At 61.3% G+C, this 21,855-nt stretch carries 23 protein-coding genes; 11 read left to right on the forward strand and 12 right to left on the reverse strand.

Annotated features, from left to right (window positions below; translation table 11 throughout):
• Positions 1-98 precede the first annotated feature (98 nt).
• Positions 99-1,490 (forward strand): DEAD/DEAH box helicase, encoded by a 1,392-nt coding sequence (locus BLS48_RS27315; RefSeq protein ID WP_091584653.1) that lies wholly within the window; start codon positions 99-101, stop codon positions 1,488-1,490.
• 107 nt (positions 1,491-1,597) lie between these two features.
• On the opposite strand, the gene BLS48_RS27320 is transcribed toward BLS48_RS27315, so the two are convergent.
• Complete coding sequence (locus BLS48_RS27320) at positions 1,598-2,572, reverse strand: alpha/beta hydrolase (protein WP_091584655.1); 975 nt, start codon at positions 2,570-2,572, stop codon at positions 1,598-1,600.
• A gap of 87 nt (positions 2,573-2,659) precedes the next feature.
• Complete coding sequence (locus BLS48_RS27325; protein WP_091584657.1) at positions 2,660-3,481, reverse strand: SDR family oxidoreductase; 822 nt, start codon at positions 3,479-3,481, stop codon at positions 2,660-2,662.
• Between the two features lie 226 nt (positions 3,482-3,707).
• Between BLS48_RS27325 and BLS48_RS27330 the strand changes: the two genes are divergently transcribed.
• Both BLS48_RS27330 and BLS48_RS27335 read left to right on the forward strand, forming a co-directional pair.
• The gene (locus tag BLS48_RS27330; RefSeq protein ID WP_091584659.1) at positions 3,708-4,742 is read left to right on the forward strand and encodes a cysteine synthase A; all 1,035 of its coding nucleotides are present in this window, start codon (positions 3,708-3,710) and stop codon (positions 4,740-4,742) included.
• A complete protein-coding gene (locus tag BLS48_RS27335) occupies positions 4,742-5,485 on the forward strand; it encodes an alanyl-tRNA editing protein (protein WP_091584661.1) in 744 nt (247 codons plus the stop codon). The genes BLS48_RS27330 and BLS48_RS27335 overlap by 1 nt, the downstream gene beginning before the upstream one ends.
• Before the next feature lie 51 nt (positions 5,486-5,536).
• Here the strand turns inward: BLS48_RS27335 and BLS48_RS27340 are convergent, their stop codons facing one another.
• Positions 5,537-6,394 carry an alpha/beta fold hydrolase gene (locus tag BLS48_RS27340; protein ID WP_143019515.1) on the reverse strand — a complete coding sequence of 286 codons (858 nt, stop codon included), beginning with the start codon at positions 6,392-6,394 and terminating at the stop codon, positions 5,537-5,539.
• A 51-nt stretch (positions 6,395-6,445) separates the two neighbouring features.
• On the reverse strand, positions 6,446-7,390 hold the full coding sequence (locus BLS48_RS27345) for an Lpg1974 family pore-forming outer membrane protein (protein ID WP_143019516.1): 945 nt from the start codon (positions 7,388-7,390) through the stop codon (positions 6,446-6,448).
• Between the two features lie 218 nt (positions 7,391-7,608).
• Between BLS48_RS27345 and BLS48_RS27350 the strand changes: the two genes are divergently transcribed.
• On the forward strand, positions 7,609-8,811 hold the full coding sequence (locus BLS48_RS27350) for a cytochrome P450 (protein WP_091584667.1): 1,203 nt from the start codon (positions 7,609-7,611) through the stop codon (positions 8,809-8,811).
• Between the two features lie 10 nt (positions 8,812-8,821).
• Here the strand turns inward: BLS48_RS27350 and BLS48_RS27355 are convergent, their stop codons facing one another.
• The 3 genes from BLS48_RS27355 to BLS48_RS27365 are packed head-to-tail and all read right to left on the reverse strand — an operon-like array spanning position 8,822 to position 10,943.
• Positions 8,822-9,610, reverse strand: a complete 789-nt coding sequence (locus BLS48_RS27355; RefSeq protein WP_143019517.1) for a Stf0 family sulfotransferase — start codon at positions 9,608-9,610, stop codon at positions 8,822-8,824.
• A gap of 35 nt (positions 9,611-9,645) precedes the next feature.
• Positions 9,646-10,512 (reverse strand): alpha/beta hydrolase, encoded by an 867-nt coding sequence (locus BLS48_RS27360; protein WP_143019518.1) that lies wholly within the window; start codon positions 10,510-10,512, stop codon positions 9,646-9,648.
• Positions 10,512-10,943, reverse strand: coding sequence for a hypothetical protein (locus tag BLS48_RS27365; RefSeq protein ID WP_091584671.1), 432 nt, complete (start codon positions 10,941-10,943; stop codon positions 10,512-10,514). The genes BLS48_RS27360 and BLS48_RS27365 overlap by 1 nt, the downstream gene beginning before the upstream one ends.
• Positions 10,944-11,139: 196 nt before the next feature.
• On the opposite strand from BLS48_RS27365, the gene sseA reads away from it, so the two are divergent.
• The 3 genes from sseA (at position 11,140) to BLS48_RS27380 (ending at position 13,193) form a co-directional block, all read left to right on the forward strand.
• The gene (gene sseA, locus BLS48_RS27370; protein ID WP_091584673.1) at positions 11,140-11,991 is read left to right on the forward strand and encodes a 3-mercaptopyruvate sulfurtransferase; all 852 of its coding nucleotides are present in this window, start codon (positions 11,140-11,142) and stop codon (positions 11,989-11,991) included.
• Positions 11,992-11,996: 5 nt separating this feature from the next.
• A complete protein-coding gene (locus BLS48_RS27375) occupies positions 11,997-12,560 on the forward strand; it encodes a GNAT family N-acetyltransferase (protein WP_091584674.1) in 564 nt (187 codons plus the stop codon).
• Between the two features lie 165 nt (positions 12,561-12,725).
• Positions 12,726-13,193: a DUF1203 domain-containing protein gene (locus BLS48_RS27380; protein ID WP_091584676.1), complete on the forward strand. Its 468-nt coding sequence runs from the start codon at positions 12,726-12,728 to the stop codon at positions 13,191-13,193.
• Positions 13,194-13,415: 222 nt separating this feature from the next.
• Here the strand turns inward: BLS48_RS27380 and ald are convergent, their stop codons facing one another.
• Complete coding sequence (gene ald / locus BLS48_RS27385) at positions 13,416-14,531, reverse strand: alanine dehydrogenase (RefSeq protein WP_091584678.1); 1,116 nt, start codon at positions 14,529-14,531, stop codon at positions 13,416-13,418.
• 156 nt (positions 14,532-14,687) lie between these two features.
• On the opposite strand from ald, the gene BLS48_RS27390 reads away from it, so the two are divergent.
• Positions 14,688-15,161, forward strand: coding sequence for an Lrp/AsnC family transcriptional regulator (locus tag BLS48_RS27390; RefSeq protein ID WP_013531467.1), 474 nt, complete (start codon positions 14,688-14,690; stop codon positions 15,159-15,161).
• On the opposite strand, the gene BLS48_RS35215 is transcribed toward BLS48_RS27390, so the two are convergent.
• Entirely contained in the window at positions 15,158-15,571 is a 414-nt protein-coding gene (locus BLS48_RS35215) for a hypothetical protein (RefSeq protein WP_143019519.1), read from the reverse strand. The two genes, BLS48_RS27390 and BLS48_RS35215, sit on opposite strands and share 4 nt — an antisense overlap.
• A 170-nt stretch (positions 15,572-15,741) precedes the next feature.
• Positions 15,742-16,392 carry a 5-formyltetrahydrofolate cyclo-ligase gene (locus BLS48_RS27395; protein ID WP_091584680.1) on the reverse strand — a complete coding sequence of 217 codons (651 nt, stop codon included), beginning with the start codon at positions 16,390-16,392 and terminating at the stop codon, positions 15,742-15,744.
• A gap of 164 nt (positions 16,393-16,556) precedes the next feature.
• Between BLS48_RS27395 and BLS48_RS27400 the strand changes: the two genes are divergently transcribed.
• Complete coding sequence (locus BLS48_RS27400; protein ID WP_091584682.1) at positions 16,557-17,822, forward strand: NAD(P)/FAD-dependent oxidoreductase; 1,266 nt, start codon at positions 16,557-16,559, stop codon at positions 17,820-17,822.
• Positions 17,823-17,971: 149 nt separating this feature from the next.
• Positions 17,972-19,951: a bifunctional 2',3'-cyclic-nucleotide 2'-phosphodiesterase/3'-nucleotidase gene (locus tag BLS48_RS27405; protein ID WP_091584684.1), complete on the forward strand. Its 1,980-nt coding sequence runs from the start codon at positions 17,972-17,974 to the stop codon at positions 19,949-19,951.
• Positions 19,952-20,065: 114 nt separating this feature from the next.
• Here the strand turns inward: BLS48_RS27405 and BLS48_RS27410 are convergent, their stop codons facing one another.
• Together BLS48_RS27410 and BLS48_RS27415 are read right to left on the reverse strand one after the other, a co-directional pair.
• Positions 20,066-21,322, reverse strand: coding sequence for an SAM-dependent methyltransferase (locus BLS48_RS27410; RefSeq protein ID WP_091584686.1), 1,257 nt, complete (start codon positions 21,320-21,322; stop codon positions 20,066-20,068).
• A gap of 59 nt (positions 21,323-21,381) precedes the next feature.
• Complete coding sequence (locus BLS48_RS27415) at positions 21,382-21,591, reverse strand: DUF1365 family protein (protein ID WP_091584688.1); 210 nt, start codon at positions 21,589-21,591, stop codon at positions 21,382-21,384.
• Between the two features lie 77 nt (positions 21,592-21,668).
• Between BLS48_RS27415 and BLS48_RS36620 the strand changes: the two genes are divergently transcribed.
• Complete coding sequence (locus tag BLS48_RS36620; RefSeq protein WP_280142549.1) at positions 21,669-21,803, forward strand: hypothetical protein; 135 nt, start codon at positions 21,669-21,671, stop codon at positions 21,801-21,803.
• Positions 21,804-21,855: the final 52 nt, after the last annotated feature.

Below are 21,855 nucleotides of genomic sequence, written 5' to 3' on the forward strand. Positions count from 1 at the left end.
CCGCCGCCTTGTCGTTCCATGACAATGTTATCCGACGGTAGGTTGCGCCCTGCCGCCATTGATGTTTGCGGCCAGAGGCCGCGTGAAAGAAGATTATTTTGACCAACGAAAACACTTTGCCCGGTAAGGACTCTGGGGAACTTTCTGGTTTCGCAGCACTGGGAATTACGGGTGCGCTGCTCAAGGCCACCCACGCCGCCGGTTTCACCGAGCCCAAGCCGATCCAGGCGCAGGCAATCCCGCCGCAGATGGAAGGCCGTGACATTTTCGGCATTGCGCAGACCGGCTCCGGCAAGACCGCGGCCTTCGCGCTGCCGATCCTGTCGAAGATCATCGCGCTCGGGACCAAGCGGCGCGCCAAGACCACCCGCGCACTGATTCTGGCTCCGACGCGTGAACTCGCCGTGCAGATCGAGGACACCATCAAGATCCTCGCCAAGGGCGCGCATGTCTCGACCGCACTCGTGCTGGGCGGCGTCTCGCGCTTCAGCCAGGTGAAGAAGGTAGCCCCCGGCGTCGACATTCTTATTGCCACGCCCGGCCGGTTGACCGACCTGGTGCGCGAAGGCGACCTCATTCTCTCCGACACCAAATGGCTGGTGCTGGACGAGGGCGACCGCATGCTCGACATGGGCTTCATCAACGACGTCAAGCGCATCGCCAAGGCGACCGCGCCTGATCGCCAGACGGCGCTATTCTCGGCCACCATGCCGGATGAGATCGCCGAGCTGGCCAAGGGCCTGCTGAAGAATCCGGTTCGCATCGAAGTCTCGCCGCATAGCACTGCGGCGGTCGAGATCGTGCAAGGCGTCGTCTTCGCCCGCACCAAGCAGAAGCGCCAGGTGCTGTCGACGATGCTCGCCGACGAAGCGATGAAGTCCGTCATCATTTTTTCGCGCACCAAGCATGGCGCCGACCGGGTTACCAAGGACCTCGAGCGCGACGGCTTTAAGGCCGCCGTCATTCACGGCAACAAGTCGCAAAATGCCCGTCAGAAGGCGCTGAACGATTTCCGTGAAGGTTCGGTACGCATTCTGGTCGCGACCGACATCGCGGCGCGCGGCATCGACGTACCCGGCATCAGCCATGTCGTGAACTTCGACCTGCCGGACGAAGCGGAAAGCTACGTCCACCGCATCGGCCGCACCGGCCGCAACGGCATGGACGGCATCGCCATCACGCTTTGCGATCCTTCCGAAAACAGCAAGCTGCGCCAGGTCGAGCGCATCATCCGCACCAAGCTGCCGATCGTTGCCGACCATCTCGGCAGTCCCGACCCGCTGCGCAATCCGGCTGAAAAGAACGAGCGCTTCGAGCCCGCCAATGACCGTAATGGCCGTCGCGACGGCCGGCGGCCGGGCGGTGAGAAGAAGCGCTTCGGCGACAAGCCGGCTTTCGCTGGCGAGCGCAAGCCGGAAGGCGCCAAGCCCTTCAAGGGCAACAACAAGCGCCGCTTCGGCGGCAAGCGGCCCGCGGCCCGGGCTGCGTAAGCCAGCTTGCATTGTAGTCGGCCAAGCTTCGGGCTGGCTGACTGCCCGTGAGTGATACTGAAAAGGGCGGCTGAAGCGATGCTTCGGCCGCCCTTTTCGTCCGCGCCTTACTTCACCACCGCTTCGATCCAGACACCAATCCTCTGCGCGAGGAAGGCTGTGGTCGACGGCGATAGCGCGTCGCCGGCAATGACATGGTTGTCCGGGTCGCCGGTGTCGTCGACCGGCACCAGTTCGTGCGCACCACCCCAGCGCCCGGCGATTTCGCGGGTGCGATCGGGCCGCACCACTCTGTCCGAATCCGAAAAGATGAACAGGGCAGGGATGGTCGCCTTCTCCACCGGCGCGCCATAGGCAAGTTCGGTCAGCGCCTGCATCGGCAAGGTCGCTTCGATCGGGTAGCGGTACGTCCAGAATTTCTCATGCAGCGCGTTGCGCGGCACGAAGCTGCGTTCCTTGCCGGCGACGAGTTTGGCGATCTGCTTGCCCCACGGCATGGTCAGGAACTCGGCGCCGGATGCCTTGACGCCGAAGTTCGGCGAGATGAACGCGATCGCCGCCACCCCGTCCGACGCGCCCGGCTGCGTTGCCGCCCATGCCGCCAGCGAGCCGCCGGTCGAGGTCGAGATGACGATCACCTTGTCGCCGATCGCCCGGCCGATGGCGAGCGCCTCCTCATAGTCGTTGATCCAGGCATTGACGCTGCCTTGCGTCATCGCCGCGCCATCCTGCCCGTGACCGGTAAGGCGGGTGTAGAAGAGGTTGGCGTCGAGCTGGTCGGCCACGTCGTCAGGCAGCGGCCGGACCTCGCCCTTCGATGCGGAAAAGCCGTGGATATAGACGATCGACAGCGGCGTCCTGGCATGAACCAGCGGATTTGCCCAGACGATCTCCTTGTCCAGCCCGTCGCGGATTCCGGGCACGGCTGCTTCCACTCTTGCCACATAGGCTTGCGGATCGTCACCGATGGCCGAGGGATCGAAATGGATCGTGGTGTCGACAGCAACACGCGGGCCGAGCACGAAGGCCAATGCGAGGACTGCGAATAGGACCAGCACAGCAAGCACAACCCGTCGCCCCATCGCAGACTCCACGCTACAATTCTCAACCTATGGCTGCGGCCAAAGACAGGCAACGGCCGGCAGGAGCCGCCAATTTTCGACAGCGCTCTATTCGATTGGCGGCTTTCGGTCGTAGTGAAGCGGGCGCGCCTTCCAGTTGGTCGTCAGGCTGATCACCCCTCTGCACAGCGGCCTCGGCAGCAGACTGAGCAGTTTCAGAGGCCAGCTTGTCCGACGGGGAAAAGTGACTTCGAAGCCGCCGGACTTGATTCCCCGCGCCATGCGACGAGACGCCCGGCTGACCGGCATCAGCCCCGGCATCGGCAGCATGTTCTTCTCGGTCAGCGGCGTGTCGATGAAGCCCGGATTGATCACCTGGATGCGCACATTCATCTTGTCGAAATCATATTTCAGCGATTCGGCCAGGATGTTGATCGCCGCCTTGGTGCCGCCATAGGCGGCCGTGGTCGGCCAACCGAAATAGGCGGTGACCGAACCGACCAGAACGACGTGGCCGCGTGCCCTGACACGCATGCGCTCGATGACCGGCACCAAGCCGTTGACGATGCCGAAATAGTTGACTTCGAAGGACCGGCGAAAGTCGTTGACGACGAGGTTCTCACCCGGCGTCGATATGTAGTTTCCGGCATTGAAGACGGCGAGCACGATAGGCCCGAGTTCCTTCTCGATCGCGGCGACGGTTCTGGCCATGCGTGGCTCGTCGGTGACATCGCAGGGAAAAGCGGTGACACTGCCCGGCATCTGTGCGGTCTCGACGACGAGCGTGTCGATCGGATCGTCGTCGAGCGCCGTCACCGCGACGGCGTAGCCCTGGGACGCAAGATCCCTGGCCAGCGAGCGGCCGATACCGCTGCTTCCGCCCGTGATCCAGGCGACGCCGTGCTTCGGGTTGGCCCGGTAGAGTGTCATGCTGCGCCCTGTCGACTTGTTCCTGCCTTGCTCTAGCGATGAAGAAATCGAATGAAAAGCTGCTTTTCGACGCCAGGCGGAAATGAACAGTGGGGCATGAGGTTGGTCTCGGGAAGCGTTGTTGCAACAACAGCACGGCAAATGCGACTGGACCAGACAAATTCTTGCCTTGAAACCGAAGCTTCGGGTTTCTAGGGTTTCGGCGCACCGCACAAAGGAATCCTGAATGCCCCGTTCTGTGATCGACGTGATCGGCAATACGCCTCTGATCCGCCTCAACAAAGCTTCCGAAGAAACCGGCTGCGAGATCCTTGGCAAGGCCGAATTCATGAATCCGGGCCAGTCGGTCAAGGATCGCGCCGGTCTGTTCATCATCCGCGACGCTGAACAGCGCGGGTTGCTGAAGCCCGGCGGCGTCATCGTCGAGGGGACCGCCGGCAATACCGGTATCGGGCTGACGCTGGTCGCCAAGGCGCTCGGCTACCGCACCGTCATCGTCATTCCCGACACGCAGAGCCAGGAGAAGAAGGATACGATCAGGCTGCTCGGCGCCGAGCTGATCGAAGTGCCTGCCGTTCCTTACAAGAACCCCAACAACTACGTGAAACTGTCGGGCCGGCTGGCCGAGCAGATGGCGAGGACGGAGCCGAACGGCGCCATCTGGGCCAACCAGTTCGACAATGTCGCCAACCGCGACGGCCATATCCGCACCACGGCGCAGGAAATCTGGAACCAGACCGAAGGCAAGATTGACGGTTTTGTCTCGGCTGTCGGTTCGGGTGGGACGCTGGCCGGCGTCGCCTTCGGGCTGAAGGCAAAAAGCAAGGACGTCAAGATCGCACTCGCCGATCCGCTGGGCGCCTCGCTCTACAGTTTCTACACCAGCGGTGAGCTGAAGTCCGAGGGCAGCTCGATCACCGAAGGCATCGGGCAGGGGCGCATCACCGCCAATCTGGAAGGATTCACGCCCGACTTCTCCTTCCAGATCAAGGACGAAGATGCGCTGCCGATCATCTTCGACCTGATCCAGGAGGAAGGCCTTTGCGTCGGCGGCTCGACTGGCATCAACATTGCCGGCGCGATCCGGCTGGCCAGGGAATTGGGCCCCGGCCACACCATCGTGACCATTCTTTGCGACTACGGCACGCGCTACCAGTCGAAGCTGTTCAACCCGGAATTCCTGCGCGAAAAGAAGCTGCCGGTGCCAGGCTGGATGGAGCTGAAGAGCAGGATTTCAGTGCCATTCGAAAAGGTCGCGTAATGGCCTACAAGACGGAAGCGCTGTTTCGCGATGAGGCCTATCTGAAGACGGCTGACGCCACCGTCGTCGCCGTCAACGATCGTGGCGGTATCATTCTCGACCGGACGATCTTTTACGCCACCTCGGGCGGCCAGCCAGGCGATACCGGCCATCTCGAACGCGCCGATGGCAGCCGCGTCGCCATTGCCGCCACCATTTCCGGTGAGACCAAGGACGAGATCATCCACGTGCCGGCGCCGGATCATGCCGTGCCGGAGGTCGGCGAGAAGGTGAGCCTGGCGATCGACTGGGAGCGGCGGCACCTCTTGATGCGCATGCACGCGGCCTGCCACCTGCTTACCGTCGTCTGCCCATTCCCGATCACGGGTGCTTCCGTTTCCGAGGACGACAGCCGTGTCGATTTCGACATTCCCGATGCTAGCTTCGGCAAGGAAGAGGTGACGGCGAGCCTGATGGACCTTGTGCGCGCCGACCACCCGATCTTCACCAGGCTGATCAGCGATGAGGAACTGGCTGCAAACCCTGGCCTGGTGAAGTCCAAGAACGTCCGGCCGCCTGTCGGTACCGGCAGGATCCGCCTTGTCTGCATCGGCGAGAACGCCTCGGTGGACAGCCAGCCTTGCGGCGGCACGCATGTCAAAAGCACTGGCGAAATCGGTGAAATCCACATCGGCAAGATCGAGAAGAAGGGCCGCGAAAACCGGCGCTTCCGCATCCGCTTCGGCCCGATGCCGGAGGCCTGAGGTCAGACGGTGGTCGGCCTGCTACAATTCTTCAGGCGGTCGTGAGACACCTTACGCAAGGTGTCGGAAACTGGAAGGCGGTCTCTCCACCCAGGCTTCGATCTGCTCGGTGACGAACTTCGCTGCCTGATGGTGGATGAAATGACCGGCGCCGGGCAGAGCTATCAGCGCGGTCACATTGTCGACCTCGCGGAACGTGCCATCGAAAGCGCTGACGGGAACATAGGGATCGTCGGTGCCAAACAGGACCAGGGTCGGTGCCTTGACGAGTGGCAATTGTCCCAGACTTGGCACCTTGCCGAGCGGAATGTTGGCTCTGTAGTAGCCAAGCATTGCTTCCGGACTGGATCGCCGCAGCGAGTCCGTCAGCGCCTGCCTATCCTGCGGATCGGCGACCCAGGTAGCAAGGTCGTCGATGTTCAGCATCTGGGCTGCACCGGGTACCTGGAAGCTGCGTATGTAGGCGATCATCTCGGCATTGGCCGGATCGGCAATGGCGTTGAGATGATTGCGCGGATGCGGCGTCGACAGCAGGACGAGATGGCGCACGACCTGCGGCGCGCGTATGGCCAGCCACCATGCAACGATGCCGCCCCAGTCGTGGCCGACAATGGCGGCCTGGGTCAGCTTTTCCGCGGCCAGAACGGCCAGCACGTCGTTGACCAGATTCGTCAGCACATAGTTGCCGTAGCCCTGCGGCGCATCGCTTTGCCCATAGCCCCGCAAGTCGGGCGCAATCACGCGGTAGCGGCCGCAAAGTGCTTCCAACTGCCGGCGCCAACCCATGCCGTGATCCGGAAAGCCGTGCAGGAACACAATCGGCGGGCCTGAGCCCGCCGCCGTGTAGTGCAGTTTGACGTTGCCGTTTACGGCAAACTTCGATTCAAACGCCACTTCCAGTTCAGTCAATTGCAATCCATTCGACGCCGCGGTCCGAGCTCGGCAGCCCGAACCGCTGGGCTACATCTTGACTTCGAGGCGCAGGAACGGGCCGTTGAAGGTCTGGGTGCTCTTATCGGAGAGCTGGAGAAGATTGTGCCACTGCTCGACCCGATAGCCAGCAGTGAACGTGGTGTTGTCCCATGGCTTGAAAGTCACGCCACCGGAAAGGTCGACATTGGTCACCACTTCGCTGGAATGCTGGCTTTCGCTTGCATTGATGGTCTGATCGATCGGATCAGGCGGGATAGCGCCCGGATCGTGCTGCGTCGCGCTCAGGCTGATCTTGTTCGTGCGCCGGCCCCACATGGCCGAACCGGAAACCGCGCCAGTCAGACCCCATGTCTCGCCCAAGGGATAATAGACTTCTGCGCCGATGCGAGGACCGATGCCGTAAAATTCGGACGAGCCGAGCTTGTCGACGCTGCCGGACTTGTCCGCCGGATTATCCCGGGTAATGCCTTCGTGCAGGCTGATTTTCTCCTTGGAGTGCAGCAGCCGCAAGCCGCCGAAGAAGCGGATGTCGGCGCTTTGTGCCTGAACGTGCTTGCCGATATCGAAGTCCAGCGTCTGAAAATTGTAGCTGTTTCCAAACGAAAGATTGACGTTGCCGGGGTCGCTGCCCGTTATCGGTATGTCAAAACTGGTGTCATTATCCTGCCCTGCATGAAAGGACCCGGCGAGGCGCCAGTCGACATCCGGAAATATCGCTTTGGTCAGCGCGACCGATCCATAGAGATCGCCAAAGCCGTTGTTGCTGCCTAGTTTGTCCGTGGTGTCACCAAGCTTGTCGACGTTGGACTGATAGACCGCGCCTTCGAAGGCAATCTTGATGCGGGAATCGACCACTGCTGGATCAATTGCCTGCGCATCGGCGGCATGGGCCGCAACCACACCAACAGATGTCACCGAAGCAGCCGACGCTGCAACAGTAGCAAGAAGCTTGCTTGAAACGTGATTTCGCATTTTTCCCCGCCTGAAAACAAATCAATAGTTATTAGCCCACTCGCACATTACCGCAGCGGTACCCCGCGAGATAGCTGTCACAATAATTTGCTCGGGCAGTGTTACGCGTTTGCCACAGATGGCTTTTTCTCCCCGAGAATCAAATAAGATAGCCGCGGATTTTGTAGGCGAATGTTAGCGCCACGCCTGTGGCGTTCGGGATTGCCGGGGGAGCATAGATGGACAATCAGACGCAAATCGAAAGCGTTCTCAACAACCTCGTCTATGCGCTTTTTGCCCAAAGCGGGCAGGTGGAAACGAATGGAAGGGCTGGCAGTCTCGGCAACCTGATTGTCTTCGACAACCCGGAAGCCGTTGACACCATCGTCAAGGCGCCGGAGCTCTTTCGCAAGAATTTCTCCCTGATCTCGGCTCTCGGTTTCAGCCGCTTCAACACCAATGGCGAGGATTGGTCGGTTCGGCGCGCCATCACCCAGGATACCTACCTGGCGGCAGCCAGGCCGGCGCAGCAGCACCCGATGGCAGAGCTCTACGCCGCCGGTCTTGCCGGGAGTGACGCAACGCTGCCCTCCATCCAGCAAGCTCTGTTCGCGGCGTCGATGACGATATTTTACCGGGCTTTCGGCCTTGTTCCCGATATGGCAGCGACGCTCTTGCTGCTCGACAGGGTCCGCGACGTGCTGAGGCGCCTCCAATATTATTCCTGGGTATCGCCGACGAGCGCCGAGCGCACGAATGTCATCCAGGATGCCCGCGCGGTTGTTGCCGATTTCACATCGCTGCTGATGGCGGACTCCCGGGCGGCCGCTGAGATGGACCGCTTCAGGGATCTGGCCTCCGACCTGGAGGACTTCTCACCGGTGGAGGAGTTCGTCATGAATTTCTTCGCTGGCGTCGAGACGACGGTGACCACCGCTCTTTGGGTGATCGATCGGCTGGGTGCCAACCTGCAGGTGCAGGAGCGTATCCATGCTGAGGTTCTCTCGGGTGAGGCACAAACGCCGTACACCGATTGCATGATCAACGAGACGATGCGCTATTTCCCGCCGATACCGTTCCTGACCCGGGAAGTCGGCGCCGATACGGTTCTCGACGGCCAGAACCTCTATGCCGGGCAACTGATCATGGTATCGATCGTCGGCGTGCACCAGAATCCAGCCTTCTGGTCAAACCCGCGTGTCTTCGACGCAAGCCGGAAGGAATTCCTCGAGAACAGCTTTGATCGACGGGCCTTTATTCCCTTCCTTACCGGACCGCGCATGTGTGGTGGCGCGCGCCTCGGCCGGCTGGAAGTCAGGGAGGCGGTCCTTGCCATTGTGCGGCAGTTCGCTTTCAGCCGGGCCGACGATGTGATCCGGTTCGACTATGCGCTGGCCTTGCGCCCGGCGCAGGGGTCTTCGGTCAGTGTTTCGAAGCGGTGATGCGCCAGCGTTAGGCGTGGTCCTGCCAGAACCGCCTGACGTAGTCCCCAAACTGACGTTTGATCATGGTCTTGAGCTCGACATCATGCGCATAGCGCATGCTTGTCGATATGATTTTTGATTTCAATTCGAAGTCTGGGAACCAGTTGCCCATCGTGGCGGAAGCGCTTTCCTGCTGGTTTGCGATAAAGTCCTCATAGCAGACCTCCGCCACCCTGCGCCGATCAAGGGCGTTCAGGTAATTTTTCCACCTGATCTCGCTATCGAGAATATACTGGGCGGTATCCCTGACAACCCTCTCGGTCAAAGTTGTTACTGTGGGAATTCCAGGCAGTGTCTCCTGACTGTCGAAAGGCTGGCCCGTATGCAGCATCGAGAGCAGGCTTATGGTCTGATCGACCTTGTTTCTCCTGGAGAGGAAGACATAGAACGAGTTGCCGTTGTCATCGCCGATTGAACTGCGCGCGAATGGCAGGTTTTCAAAGAAGATCTTGGCGGCGAATACGCCGTTCTCCGTCCTTTTCGCCAGAAGATGGCGACCATAGGCCGGCGCCTGCTGATTGAGTTTTTCAAAGTCCATGGTGTCGTCAGCCGACCACCGTCTCATCAGCGGCAAGGCGTACTGCCACTGAAAATACTCCGTCGGCATTCCCAGGCCGAACTGCCGCAAGACCTGACAGTAGGAATGCCCCGCCGTTCGCGGTGTCGTGCAGATGAGGATTTTGGCAGGGTTTTCGGTGGAGCTCTGGCGATCATGGGTCGCGGTGACATATTCGCTGTACAAATCGTCGAAATGCATTTCCGAAACCAACCCCACCACGACACGCCAGGTTTTCAGGCGGCAGACAGAAATCCCAGGATGAGCAGAGCCTGGTCCAGTGTCATCAGCGATGGCGGATCGCCCGCATCGATGTTGTCCACAAGCCACAGATCAGGCCGTGCCAGCCGCGTACGCTCGATGGCCGGCCGGTCGATGACTTGGCTGTCGCGACCGTATAGCAGCAGGATGCGGGCGTCGATCTTGGCGGCGATTGGGAAGAGATCGTATTCGCGGCCGGCGAGGGCGCCGAAATTTCCCGTCGTGGCAGGGTCGTAGGCGAGCCGGAAGCCATCGGGACCGGTGGCGATCCTGTTCTCGACATAGCGGTTGAACACCGTATCCTCGACCGGGCCCATGACGGCTCTGGTGGCGTTCAGATAGTCCTTGGCCGCCGCCCGGGTTTTGAACGCAAGCATGCTTTCCTTGAGGACTTCGTGTCTCATCGCGTCAACCTTCGGTCCGCCGAGCATGGGGACGTCGTTGAGAATGATTCCCGCGGCCTTGGAGCGGGTCATCTGCAGAAACAGCAGCAAGATCGTGCCGCCCCACGAAGTGCCGATGAAATGGTTCTCCGTGCCGGCGAACTCGCCGAGCGCGCGCAGGCATTTGGAGTAGACATTGATGTCGTATCCCGACCCCAGATAGGCACTGCGCCCGCGCCCCAACAAATCGGGGCAGATAACCAGGAAGCCATTGCGGCACAGGAAGGTGGCGAGATAGTCGAAGTCGGCACCATTGCCGGTGAAGCCGTGCAGGCAGAACACCGTTGCGCGCGGCGTGCCGGCCGGTCGCCAGATGCGCACGAACATCGCGGCATAGCGGTCATCCAGCCGGATGAGGATTTCTTGCGTCAGCGCCTCGGCGGAGCTGGCCGGATCCATCAGACGTTGCGCTTGCGGACGGCACGCTTGACCGAGCCGCGGTTGTCGATGAAGTCGCGTTTCCAGAATACTGACTTGTCGAGGTTGATGAGCTTGGCCTTCTTGATCAGCGGCAGAATGTGGGACGAGGACCGCGTCGCCATCACCGTCACCGCTGTGGCATCGCCACCGGGGAAGGGATTGAGCGGCCCGCCATTCGTCGCCCAAGCCTCGGCTATCTCGCGGCTGGTCTGGATCCAGCCGACATAGGCGACGATCACGTCGTCGATCGAGCCGATCATGTGTGTCTGCTGATCCAACTGGTAACGCAGTGTCTTCACCATCAGGCCGAACTCATAGCCGTCGAAAGGCGGATAGTGTGCAATAAAATTGCAGACAAGTCCGAGCGAAACCGGATTGCTGGGAACACGGGAAAACAGAAGATTGCTCATGTCGAGATTTTATTGACCCCGCCCACCCCAGATCCTAACGATCAATCCGTACTCGCCACGAAACACGAAAACAATCAGAATCAACGGACTGCCGCAGTTGATCATGCCGCGTATCCAAACCGAATATCGCGCGCGCAACGCGTCCAGATTGTCAAGTTAAACAGAGTTTTGCCGAAGACGAAGCAGGAGAACAGGAATGGCCGAGGATAGCCCCTTCACCGTCGACGCGGACTGGCTGCGGACGCGCCTCGGCCAGCCTGGCCTGGTGATCATCGATGCGTCCTGGTATCTGCCTGCGCAAAAACGCGACGCGCGCGCCGAATACGAGGCGGCGCACATTCCGGGCGCTCGGTTCCTGGATCAGGATGCGGTTTCCGATCCCGATTCTGCTCTGCCGCACACATTGCCGTCGCCGCAGCATTTTGCACAGTATGTCGGTGCGATGGGGGTTTCGGCCGATGATACCATCGTCGTCTATGATGGCCCGGGCTTCTTCTCCGCGCCCAGGGCGTGGTGGATGTTCCGCGTGATGGGTGTTTTCCAGACCTATATTCTGGACGGTGGCTTCGATGGCTGGAAGGCGGCCGGCTGGCCGGTAACGGCCGAGCCCACGAAGATCGCGCCATGCGTATTCCATGCCGATTTCGACGCGGGTCGCGTCGCCAGCCTCGCCGACATGCGCCGGATCGTCGACACCAGGGAAAGCCAGATCGCCGATGCCCGTGGACCGGGCCGCTTTGCCGGCACCGAGCCCGAGCCCCGCGCCGGCGTCCGTTCCGGCCATATGCCGGGCGCGCGCAATCTGCCTTATTCGGCGCTGTCGGAAAACGGCGTGTTGTTGTCAAAGGACCGTCTGCGCAAGGTTATCGAGGAGGCCGGCATCGACCTCTCTAAGCCTGTCGTCACGTCTTGCGGCTCCGGTGTCACTGCCGCGGTGGTCACACTGGCGCTGGAAACGCTCGGCCATACCGACAACAGGCTTTACGACGGCTCATGGGCGGAGTGGGGCGGGCTCTCCGACACGCCTGTTGTGACCGGCAAGGAATGACGACGATGGACAACGGCGTGCTGGAAGACATCGAAGTCACCGTGACATTTCTCGAGATGCATGTACCGCCGGCCTATTCGCCGCCGGTGCCCTACAACCGTCAGATCGCGCTGCTGAAGACCAAGGACATTCCCTTGCATTTCTACCGCTACCTGATGGACCGGGTGGGGCGCAAATGGCACTGGGTCAATGTACTGAGGCTGGATGACGACGAGCTTGCGGCCGGCATCCACCGCGAGGATCGCGATATCAGGGTGCTCTATCTCGATGGCGCGCCGGCCGGCTTCTTCGACCTCAAGCCACATTTGCCGGATGAGGTGGAACTCGCCTATTTCGGCATGATGGAACATGCGACCGGGCAAGGCATCGGCCGCTGGTTTCTCGGTGCTGCGATTGCCGCCGCATGGTCGTACGGGCCGAAGCGGGTGGCGGTGCAGACTTGCACGCTCGATCATCCGGCGGCGCTGCCGCTCTACCAGAAGCTTGGCTTTGCTCCGGTGGCGCAGAAGAAGGAGATCGTGCATCCGCTGCCTTTCGCCGAGCGTTCGGCCAGCGTGATGCGGCCGTGACATATTGATTAGCCGGCTTCGTCATTGATGAGGTCGCTGATCCATCGAGAGATCGATCGGCACCGGCTGCCAATGCCATCGGCGCTTCGATACTTGGCAGGAATCGGGTGGGAAGCATCGGCCTTAGCGCATAATTTCTGGTCAACGACACCGGAGATTTTCACCATGACCATTCAGTTCAAAGCTCTGCCGACCCAAGATGTCAGGGCCCTGCAGTTCGGCGGCCCGGATGCCTACGGCCACACGCCCGAGCGACAGATTTCAGATGGTGACGGCATGCCTTGCCGGCACTGTCTGAAGAACATCGCCGCTGGCGACGCCTTTCTCATCCTGGCGTACCGGCCATTTCCGGACCCTCAGCCCTATGCCGAAACCGGGCCAATCTTCCTGCATGCCGAAGAATGCGAACGCGCCGCCCAGAGCGAGGAGTTGCCCGAGATTCTCGAAAGCCCCGACTACATCGTGCGCGGCTATGGCAGGGACGACCGCATCGTCTATGGCAGCGGCGGTGTTATCCCGACCGGAGCAATTACCGCGCGAGCCGAGACCTTGTTCGAACGCGACGATATCGCCTACCTCCATGTCCGCTCGGCGCGCAACAATTGCTACCAGTGCCGCATCGAGCGCGCGTGAGGCGAAGATGGCGGGCTGGAGAGGCTGTCTTACTCCCGTCGCATAGTCGCGATAGAAAGCGATGGTCGATTGATTTGCCGACCGCGGATGAACCGGCGGGAGATCTCGATACCTAGGAAGCGGGGCTTTGGCTCCGCTTTTTTGTTGCCTGCGCTTTGCACGCAAGAAAAAACCCGCCGGCATAGCCGACGGGCTGACAGGAGGAGGTTTTCCTGGGTGAGATCAGGCAGCCAAGACAGATTTCGGCTCGACCAGTTCGTAGCCAAGCGCCTCAGCGACCGCCCGGTTGGTGATCTTGCCCTTGTGGACATTGAGCCCGTTGCGCAGGTGGTGGTCGTCGACCAGCGCCTTCAGGCCTTTGTCGGCGAGTTGCAGGCCGTAGTGCAGCGTTGCGTTGTTGAGCGCATGGGCCGAGGTGACCGGCACCGCGCCAGGCATGTTGGCGACGCAATAGTGGATGACGCCATCGACCTCGTAGGTGGGTTCGGCGTGAGTCGTCGCGTGCGAGGTCTCGAAGCAACCGCCCTGGTCTATGGCGACGTCGACCAGCACCGAGCCCTTCTTCATGCCGGACAGCATTTCGCGGGTGACGAGCTTCGGCGCGGCGGCGCCCGGGATGAGCACGGCGCCGACGACGATGTCGGCCGAGAAGCATTCTTCCTCAAGCGCCTCGACGGTCGAGTAGCGGGTATGGACACGGCCCGCGAAGAGGTCGTCCAGCTGGCGCAAGCGCGGAATAGAGCGGTCGATAATGGTGACGTCGGCGCCAAGGCCCGCCGCCATTCTGGCGGCATGCAGGCCGACGACGCCGCCGCCGAGCACGGTGACCTTGCCGGGCAGCACGCCCGGCACGCCGCCGAGTAGCACGCCGCGGCCACCATTGGCCTTCTGCAGCGCCGTCGCGCCGGCCTGGATCGACAGGCGTCCGGCGACTTCCGACATCGGCGCCAGGAGCGGCAGGCCGCCACGGTCGTCGGTCACGGTCTCGTAGGCGATTGCCGTGACGCCGGAAGCGAGCAGCCCCTTGGTCTGCTCCGGATCCGGAGCCAGGTGGAGATAGGTATAGAGGATCTGGCCATCGCGAAGCTGCGCCCATTCATTGGGCTGCGGCTCCTTGACCTTGACGATCATGTCCGACTTGGCGAACACGTCGGCAGCGGTCTTGGCAATCGTGGCGCCGGCGGCGCGGTAAGCATTGTCATCGGCGCCGATACCAGCACCGGCACCGGTCTCGACCAGCACTTCATGGCCATGAGCGACATATTCGCGGACCGAGCCGGGCGTGAGGCCGACGCGATATTCGTGGTTCTTGATTTCCTTGGGGCAGCCGACGCGCATTTTCTTCTCCTGATCCGGCCCTTTTGGGCTCGTTCCCTGTATTGGCGGAGTGAACCATGAATCGCTGCGCATGTGTTTGCGAATGCGCTTGCGCGCATGGGCAAGTTTCGATAATTATTGCGCGGAACAGCCATATTTTCGCAGGATTCACGAAAAATGCCGCTCGACAGGATTGATATCGCTATTCTTGAGGCTTTGCAGAAGGATGGTCGGATACCCAACGCGGCGCTCGCCGAGAAGGTTGGCCTGTCGCAGTCGGCGTGTTCGCGCCGGCTGGACAATCTGGAGAAATCCGGGACCATCCGCGGCTACCACGCCCGGCTGTCCAATGCGGCACTTGGTCATCAGATGACGGCGATCGTGCACATATCGCTGTCGGGCCAGTTCGAGAAGACGCTGTCGGATTTCGAGGCGGCGATCAAGCGCTGCCCCAACGTGCTGTCCTGCCATCTGATGTCGGGCGAATACGACTACATCCTGCGCATAGCGGCAAAGGACCTAGTCGACTATGAGCGCATCCACAAGGAATGGTTGTCGGCGATGCCGCATGTGACGAAGATCAACTCGTCATTCGCCTTGCGTGAGATCGTCGACCGCACGGCCATGGGCATGAAGCCGGAGATGGCTTAACGCCAGAGGCACACCCGGACGTCCTTTCCAACATAACATGCGCCTTCGCGGCGAAGGTCTGCCCAACGTTCATCACCGTGAGTTTCCCTAATGTCCGAGTTCGCATAGCCGTCCCAAACATCACCGTCCTTGTAGACAACTGCCCAGTAATCTTCGGACATTTCACCGGCCCCACTATGCGTATCAGGATAGTCGATACCTGCAAAAACTTGCCGAGGCCCCTGGATATTAAAATCGCCGCCCGTCTCGATTTGATAGGAGCATCTTCCGGATATGCGGGTCTGACCGTCAACAACAAGCAGGCAGCGGCCCCATTTATAGCCGCTCGGCAAACGATGCTGTAGTTGCGCATGCGCAGGCGAAAAGGAAAACGCAATGGCAAGGGCAGCCGCTAAAGTTCGTCCGATCATCCTATCATCCGTTGTGAAGCAGCCAGTCTAAGAGCGACTGAGCGACCGTTGGATCCGCCCAGAGCGCATGTCGAAATAGTCCTCAACAGCATGGTCCGCTCAAAGGTCATGTTATTTGTCGACCAAGTCGGATTTTTGTCACGAGACATTTGCGCTGCTGCGCGGCGCTCTTAGGCCTCGGTGACGACCCGATCCATCGGGATATCGTGCGGCTGCGGATAGATGGTCGCTATACGCTGGAGTTCGTAGCCGACGCCGATGACCAGCGGCTTGAACGGCACGGCGGCCAGCGTGCGGTCGAAGAAGCCGCCGCCATAGCCCAGGCGATAATTTGCCGGATCGATGCCGACGATCGGCGAGATGACGATATCTGGCAGAACCGGGTCGCCCTCGGCCGGTATCGGGATGTTCCAGATGCCTTTTTCCAACCGGTCACCGGATTTGTAGGCACGGAAGATCAGCGGTTGGCCTCTCTCCACGACGATGGGTAGCGCCGTGCGGCCGCCGCGCTCATTGACGGATGCCATCCATGGCCGCAAATCCGGCTCACCGCGAAACGGCCAGTAAAGACTGACCATGCGACCGGCGATCTCGCCGATGATCGCGTCGAGCCCTTCGGCAATTCGCTGGGACATTGCCGCTCGCGCATCGGCTGAAACCGCCAGCCGCGCCGCGATCAGGCGTTCGCGCTCGGCCTTGCGCCAGCGCCTTACATCGGTCCAGTCGGATAGCGGCGCCCGGAATTCCGGATCGAGTTCATGCATGAAGCAAGGCGGCGAAGAATACTGCGCCGGACCTTGGTCGTCATGATCGTTGGCCATGCGTCACCTCATAGCGTGTTGGATGACGCTATACCTCGCGACACGATATAACTTGTGCATTCACGACATGGGACGGCGAGTCCCGGGCACCGTCCCTCTGTTGCTGCATTGCACAAAAATACCTACATCTAAGACAAGCATTCTTACCGTCAGGGTGAAATGAAGTGAACCAGGCCAGCCATCACGTGGTCGTTGTCGGCGCGGGGTTCGGCGGCCTCGAACTTACCCGCGGGCTATCAGGCGCTCCGGTGCGCATCACCATGATCGACAAGCGCAACCACCATCTTTTCCAGCCGCTGCTCTACCAGGTGGCGACTACAGCACTGGCCACGTCCGAGGTCGCCTGGCCGATCCGCCACCTCCTGCGCAAGCGCAAGGACGTGACGACGCTGCTTGCCAATGTCGCCGGCGTCGATCGTGCCGGCAATCGCGTGCTGCTCGATGACGGCAGCGCTGTCGCCTACGACACGCTGGTGCTGGCCACTGGCGCTCGTCATGCCTATTTCGGCCACGACGAATGGGAGCCGTTCGCGCCGGGCCTGAAGACACTGGAGGACGCCACGACGATCCGGCGCCGTATTCTTCTGGCCTTCGAGCAGGCCGAGCGGGAAACCGATCCCGCCAAACGCCAGGCGTTGCTGACATTGGCGATCGTCGGCGGCGGGCCGACCGGCGTGGAACTGGCCGGCACCATCGTCGAACTGGCGCACGACACGCTGCGCGGCGAGTTCCGCAACATCGACACGCAGCAGACGCGCGTGGTGCTGATCGAGGCCGGCGACCGAATCCTTGCCAATTTCGCGCCAAAACTTTCCGACTATGCCAGCAAGGCGCTCGAACGGCTCGGCGTGACGATCGAACTCGGCCGGGCCGTCACGCGTTGCGATGCCGAGGGCGTCGTCTTTGGCGACAAGCAACTGGCGGCGAGGACCATCCTGTGGGCCGCAGGCGTTGCCGCGTCGCCTGCCGCCGAATGGCTCGGAGCGGCGGCGGATCGGGCGGGCAGGGTGCTCGTCGAGCCCGACCTGACTGTACCCGGCAGTCCGGAGATTTTCGTCATCGGCGACGCCGCGCACGTGCTGCGGCCCGATGGGCGCCCCGTTCCCGGCGTGGCGCCCGCCGCCAAGCAGCAGGGCAAGCATGTTGCTGCGACGCTGAGGGCGCGGCTTGCCGGAGACGCAAGCCCGCGGCCATTCCGCTACAGGCATGACGGCGATCTCGCCACCATCGGCAAGCGCGCCGCGGCGATCGATTTCGGCTGGATCAAGCTGACCGGCTGGGCGGCCTGGTGGCTGTGGGGAATCGCGCACATCTATTTCCTGATCGGCTTTCGCAACCGGCTTGCGGTTTCATTGAGCTGGCTGTGGATTTATGTGACGGGCCAGCGCAGCGCCCGGCTGATCACGCAAGGCGACGACGACAAGACCTGAGTTTTCTTCACTGTCCCATTCATCCGCGCGTCATCTGGTGCTGATCGACTGACGCTCTGATGCGCGCGACTTCTTGAGTGGACTTGAGCTGATTTCGGCGCGAAGTTCGCTTCGGGGCAGGGCGTCAGGTATTCGAAGAAGGAGAAAACATGCCGCAACTGCTCCACCCAGTCTCCCGCCGCGGTTTCCTCGCTGGCGCCGCAGCCACAGGGGCGCTGATCGTGCTTCATCCCTTCTCCGCCCGCGCGCAGGCCAATCAGGCGCATCTCAGGATCATGGAGACCACCGACATCCATGTGAACGTGCTGCCCTATGATTACTACGCCGACAAAACCAACGACACGATGGGTCTGTCGCGTACGGCTTCCCTCATCGATGCGGTGCGCAAAGAAGCCGCCAATGCGATGCTGATCGACAATGGCGACCTGCTGCAAGGCAACCCTATGGGCGACTACATCGCCTACGAGAAGGGCCTGAAGGACGGCGACCTGCATCCGATCATGAAAGGCATGAACCTGCTCGGCTACGAGTGCTCGACGCTCGGCAACCACGAGTTCAATTACGGCCTGTCGTTCCTGGACAAGGTACTGGCCGGCGCCAATTTCCCCTTCGTCTGCGCCAACCTTATCCGTGGTACCGAGCTTGCCGCCAACCCGCGCGACGACAAGCTCTACCTCAAGCCCTATGTCATCCTCGACAAGAAGATCAAGGATGGCTCGGGCGCCGAACAGCCGATCAGGATCGGCATCATCGGCTTTGTGCCGCCGCAGATCATGGTCTGGGACCTCAAGAATCTCGAGGGCAACGTCAAGACGCGCGACATCGTCGAGGCGGCCAAGGCCTGGGTGCCGCAGATGAAGGAGGAGGGCGCCGACATCGTCATCGCGCTCTCGCATTCCGGTATCGACGTGAGGCAGGGCGACATGATGGAGAACGCATCGTTCTTCGTGGCCGGCGTCGATGGCATCGATGCGGTGTTCACCGGCCACCAGCACCTGGTTTTCCCCAGCAAGAAGGATTTCCAGTCGCTCGAGGGCGTCGATACGCAGAAAGGCACGCTGCAGGGCAAACCCGCCGTCATGGGCGGCTTCTGGGGCTCGCATATGGGGCTGGTCGACCTGATGCTGGAACGCGACGGATCGAAATGGAAGGTCGTTTCCGCGACTTCCGAGGCGCGGCCGATCTTCGAGCGCGTCGACAACAAGAACAAGCCGACGGTTCCCGACGACAAGCGCATTATCGCGGCGCTCGAGCAGGACCACCAGGCGACCTTGGCCTATGTGCGCCGCCCTGTCGGCAAGACCTCTGCCCCACTCTATTCCTATTTCGCGCTGGTCGCCGACGATCCGTCGGTGCAGGTCGTCAGCCAGGCGCAGACCTGGTACCTCAGGGATATTCTCAAGAACACGCGATGGAAGGATGCGCCGCTGCTGTCGGCCGCCGCTCCCTTCAAGGTAGGCGGACGCAACGGCGCCGACTACTATACCGATGTGCCGGTAGGCGACATCGCCATCAAGAACGTTGCCGATCTCTATCTCTATCCGAACACCGTGCGGGCCGTCGAAATCACGGGGGCCGAGGTCAAGGAATGGTTGGAAATGTCTGCCGGCATCTTCAACAGGATCGAGCCAGGCAAGGCCGACCAGGCGCTCATCAACACAGACTTCCCATCCTACAATTTCGACGTCATCGACGACGTCACCTACAAGATCGATCTCTCGCAGCCGCCGAAATACGATGCCAAGGGCGGGCTGGCGAATGCCGGCGCCAACCGCGTGATCGACTTGATGTTCGATGGAAAACCAATTGATGTGAAACAGAAATTCGTCGTCGCGACCAACAATTATCGTGCCGGCGGCGGTGGCAATTTCCCCGACATCAATGCCTCGAAGATCATCTATGAGGCGCCGGACACCAATCGTGACGTCATCGTTCGCTACATCGTAAGCCAGGGCACGATCAACCCGTCGGCGGACGACAACTGGTCATTCGCGCCGCTGCCTGGAACCAGCGTCGTGTTCGAAACCGGCGCCAAGGCGAAGGATTTCATAACTGAGGTGAAATCGCTGAAGATCGAACCGGCGGGTGAAGGCGAGGCAGGATTCGCGAAGTACCGCATCCTTCTCTGATCGCTGCCATCCGAGAGCGTGGGGGCGGGGCGGTTTTGCACCGTGGAACTCAAGAAACCAACTGCGCAGGAAACGGGCTGCGCAAGCTCGTTTCCACGCCGTCACGGTGTGGATCTACGCCTTGTAGACCACCTGGCGCACGTCGATGTAGCTGGCGCGGAAGCCGGCTTCGCAATAGTGCAGGTAAAATTCCCAGAGCTTCTTGAAGCGGTCGTCGAAGCCGAGCGGAACGATCTTCTCCCAAGATGCCCAGAAGCGATGGCGCCACTCGGCGAGCGTGCGCGCATAGTCATCGGGAAATACGCGCTCGCGCAGATGGGCAAGGCCATGATCCTTGCCGAGCGCCTTGAGGATCGACGGGGTCGGCAGCATGCCGCCGGGGAAAACGTAGCGCTGGATGAAATCCGGCCTTGCGCGATAGGTGTCGTAAGCGGCTTCGTTGATGGTGATGATCTGCAGGCCCGCGGTGCCGCCGGGTTTCAGGCAGGCCTTCATCTTGCCGAAGAACACCGGCCAGTATTTCTCACCGACCGCCTCGAACATCTCGATCGACGCGATGCGATCGTAGGTGCCGGTTTCGTCGCGATAGTCCTGCAGCTTGATGTCGACCTTGTCGGCAAGCCCGGCCTTTTCCATGCGTGCCTTGGCGAAGTCGTGCTGCTCGCGGCTGATCGTCAGCCCGGTTACACGGCAGCCTATCTCTCGCGCCGCGAATTCGGCGAAGCCGCCCCAGCCGCAGCCGATTTCCAGCACGTGGTCCTTCGGGCCGATCCCCGTGTCCTTCGCCAGGGCGCGATATTTGGCGGCCTGGGCGCCCTCCAGGTCGTTGGCACCGGTCGCGTAGAGCGCCGAGGAATAGGTCATGCTCGGGTCGAGCCATTCCTTGTAGAAGGCGTTGCCGAGGTCGTAGTGCGCCGAAATATTGCGCTTCGAGCCGGTGCGTGTGTTCTCGTTGAACCAGTGGCGAATGCGCTGAACGGTGTTGATGAGCCAGCTGGCGCCGCCGGCGACGCGTTCGCCGATGGCCGAATTCACCACGAACAGCTCCAGGAAGCTGGTAACGTCAGGGCTTTCCCAATCGCCGTCCATGTAGGATTCGGCAACGCCGATCGTACCGCCGGAAAAGGCGCGGCCGGGCAAGCGCCAGTTCTTGAGCACCAGTTCGGCTTCGGGGCCGGGTCCCTTGCCTCCGACGAGGACAGCGCGGCCGTCCGGCATCCTGACCTTCAGCGTACCACGCGGCAGGTTCATCGCTGCCGACAGCACCATGCGCGCTTTGGCCGGCAGGCCCTTGACGATCTCGGCGAAATTGAATTCATCCAGCCTGACCGCGTCGCCCGACGCTGCGCCATGATGTTCCTTGTAAGCCATCGCATGCCCCCGGACTTCCGCGGTGTCGGCACAAATTGCCGACCTCCTCTTCTCGCGGTTCATTCGCCAGGTTCGAACGCCGTTGCCTGTTCCCGGCAGTTGACCGGTTCGGCGACGTGCGGGCTCGAACGAAAGCGCGCGTCCTTTGACCAGAGCTTCAGCGCTTCCCAGTGAATCCCCGCCACAATCTTCCACGTCATGAGGGGGAACTTCAAGAGGCAGCCTGCGAGCTGGGCTGTGCCAATGGGCCGGCGATCGCCGGCTTGGATCTGCCTTTAGCACAGCACAGGCCGAACGCACGAAAAACGCCTATGGTTGCAACCGCGCTTGTGCGATAGTTTTAGCCATGCGTTATGTAATCGTCATTGCCGCCGTCGCGTTTTTCCTGATCTGGGATGGCCTCTACAATCAGGGCCGGTATCTCGACCTGACGGTCAGGGACGTAACGCACGTCGTGCGATACGTGACCGGCAAGATCTAGCGCCCATCCGCCCGACCGCCGCCGCGACATCGTTGTCGGTTGACGTGACCGT

Origin of the sequence: Mesorhizobium qingshengii (genome assembly GCF_900103325.1) — a bacterium.
In the GTDB taxonomy this organism is placed as follows: domain Bacteria; phylum Pseudomonadota; class Alphaproteobacteria; order Rhizobiales; family Rhizobiaceae; genus Mesorhizobium; species Mesorhizobium qingshengii.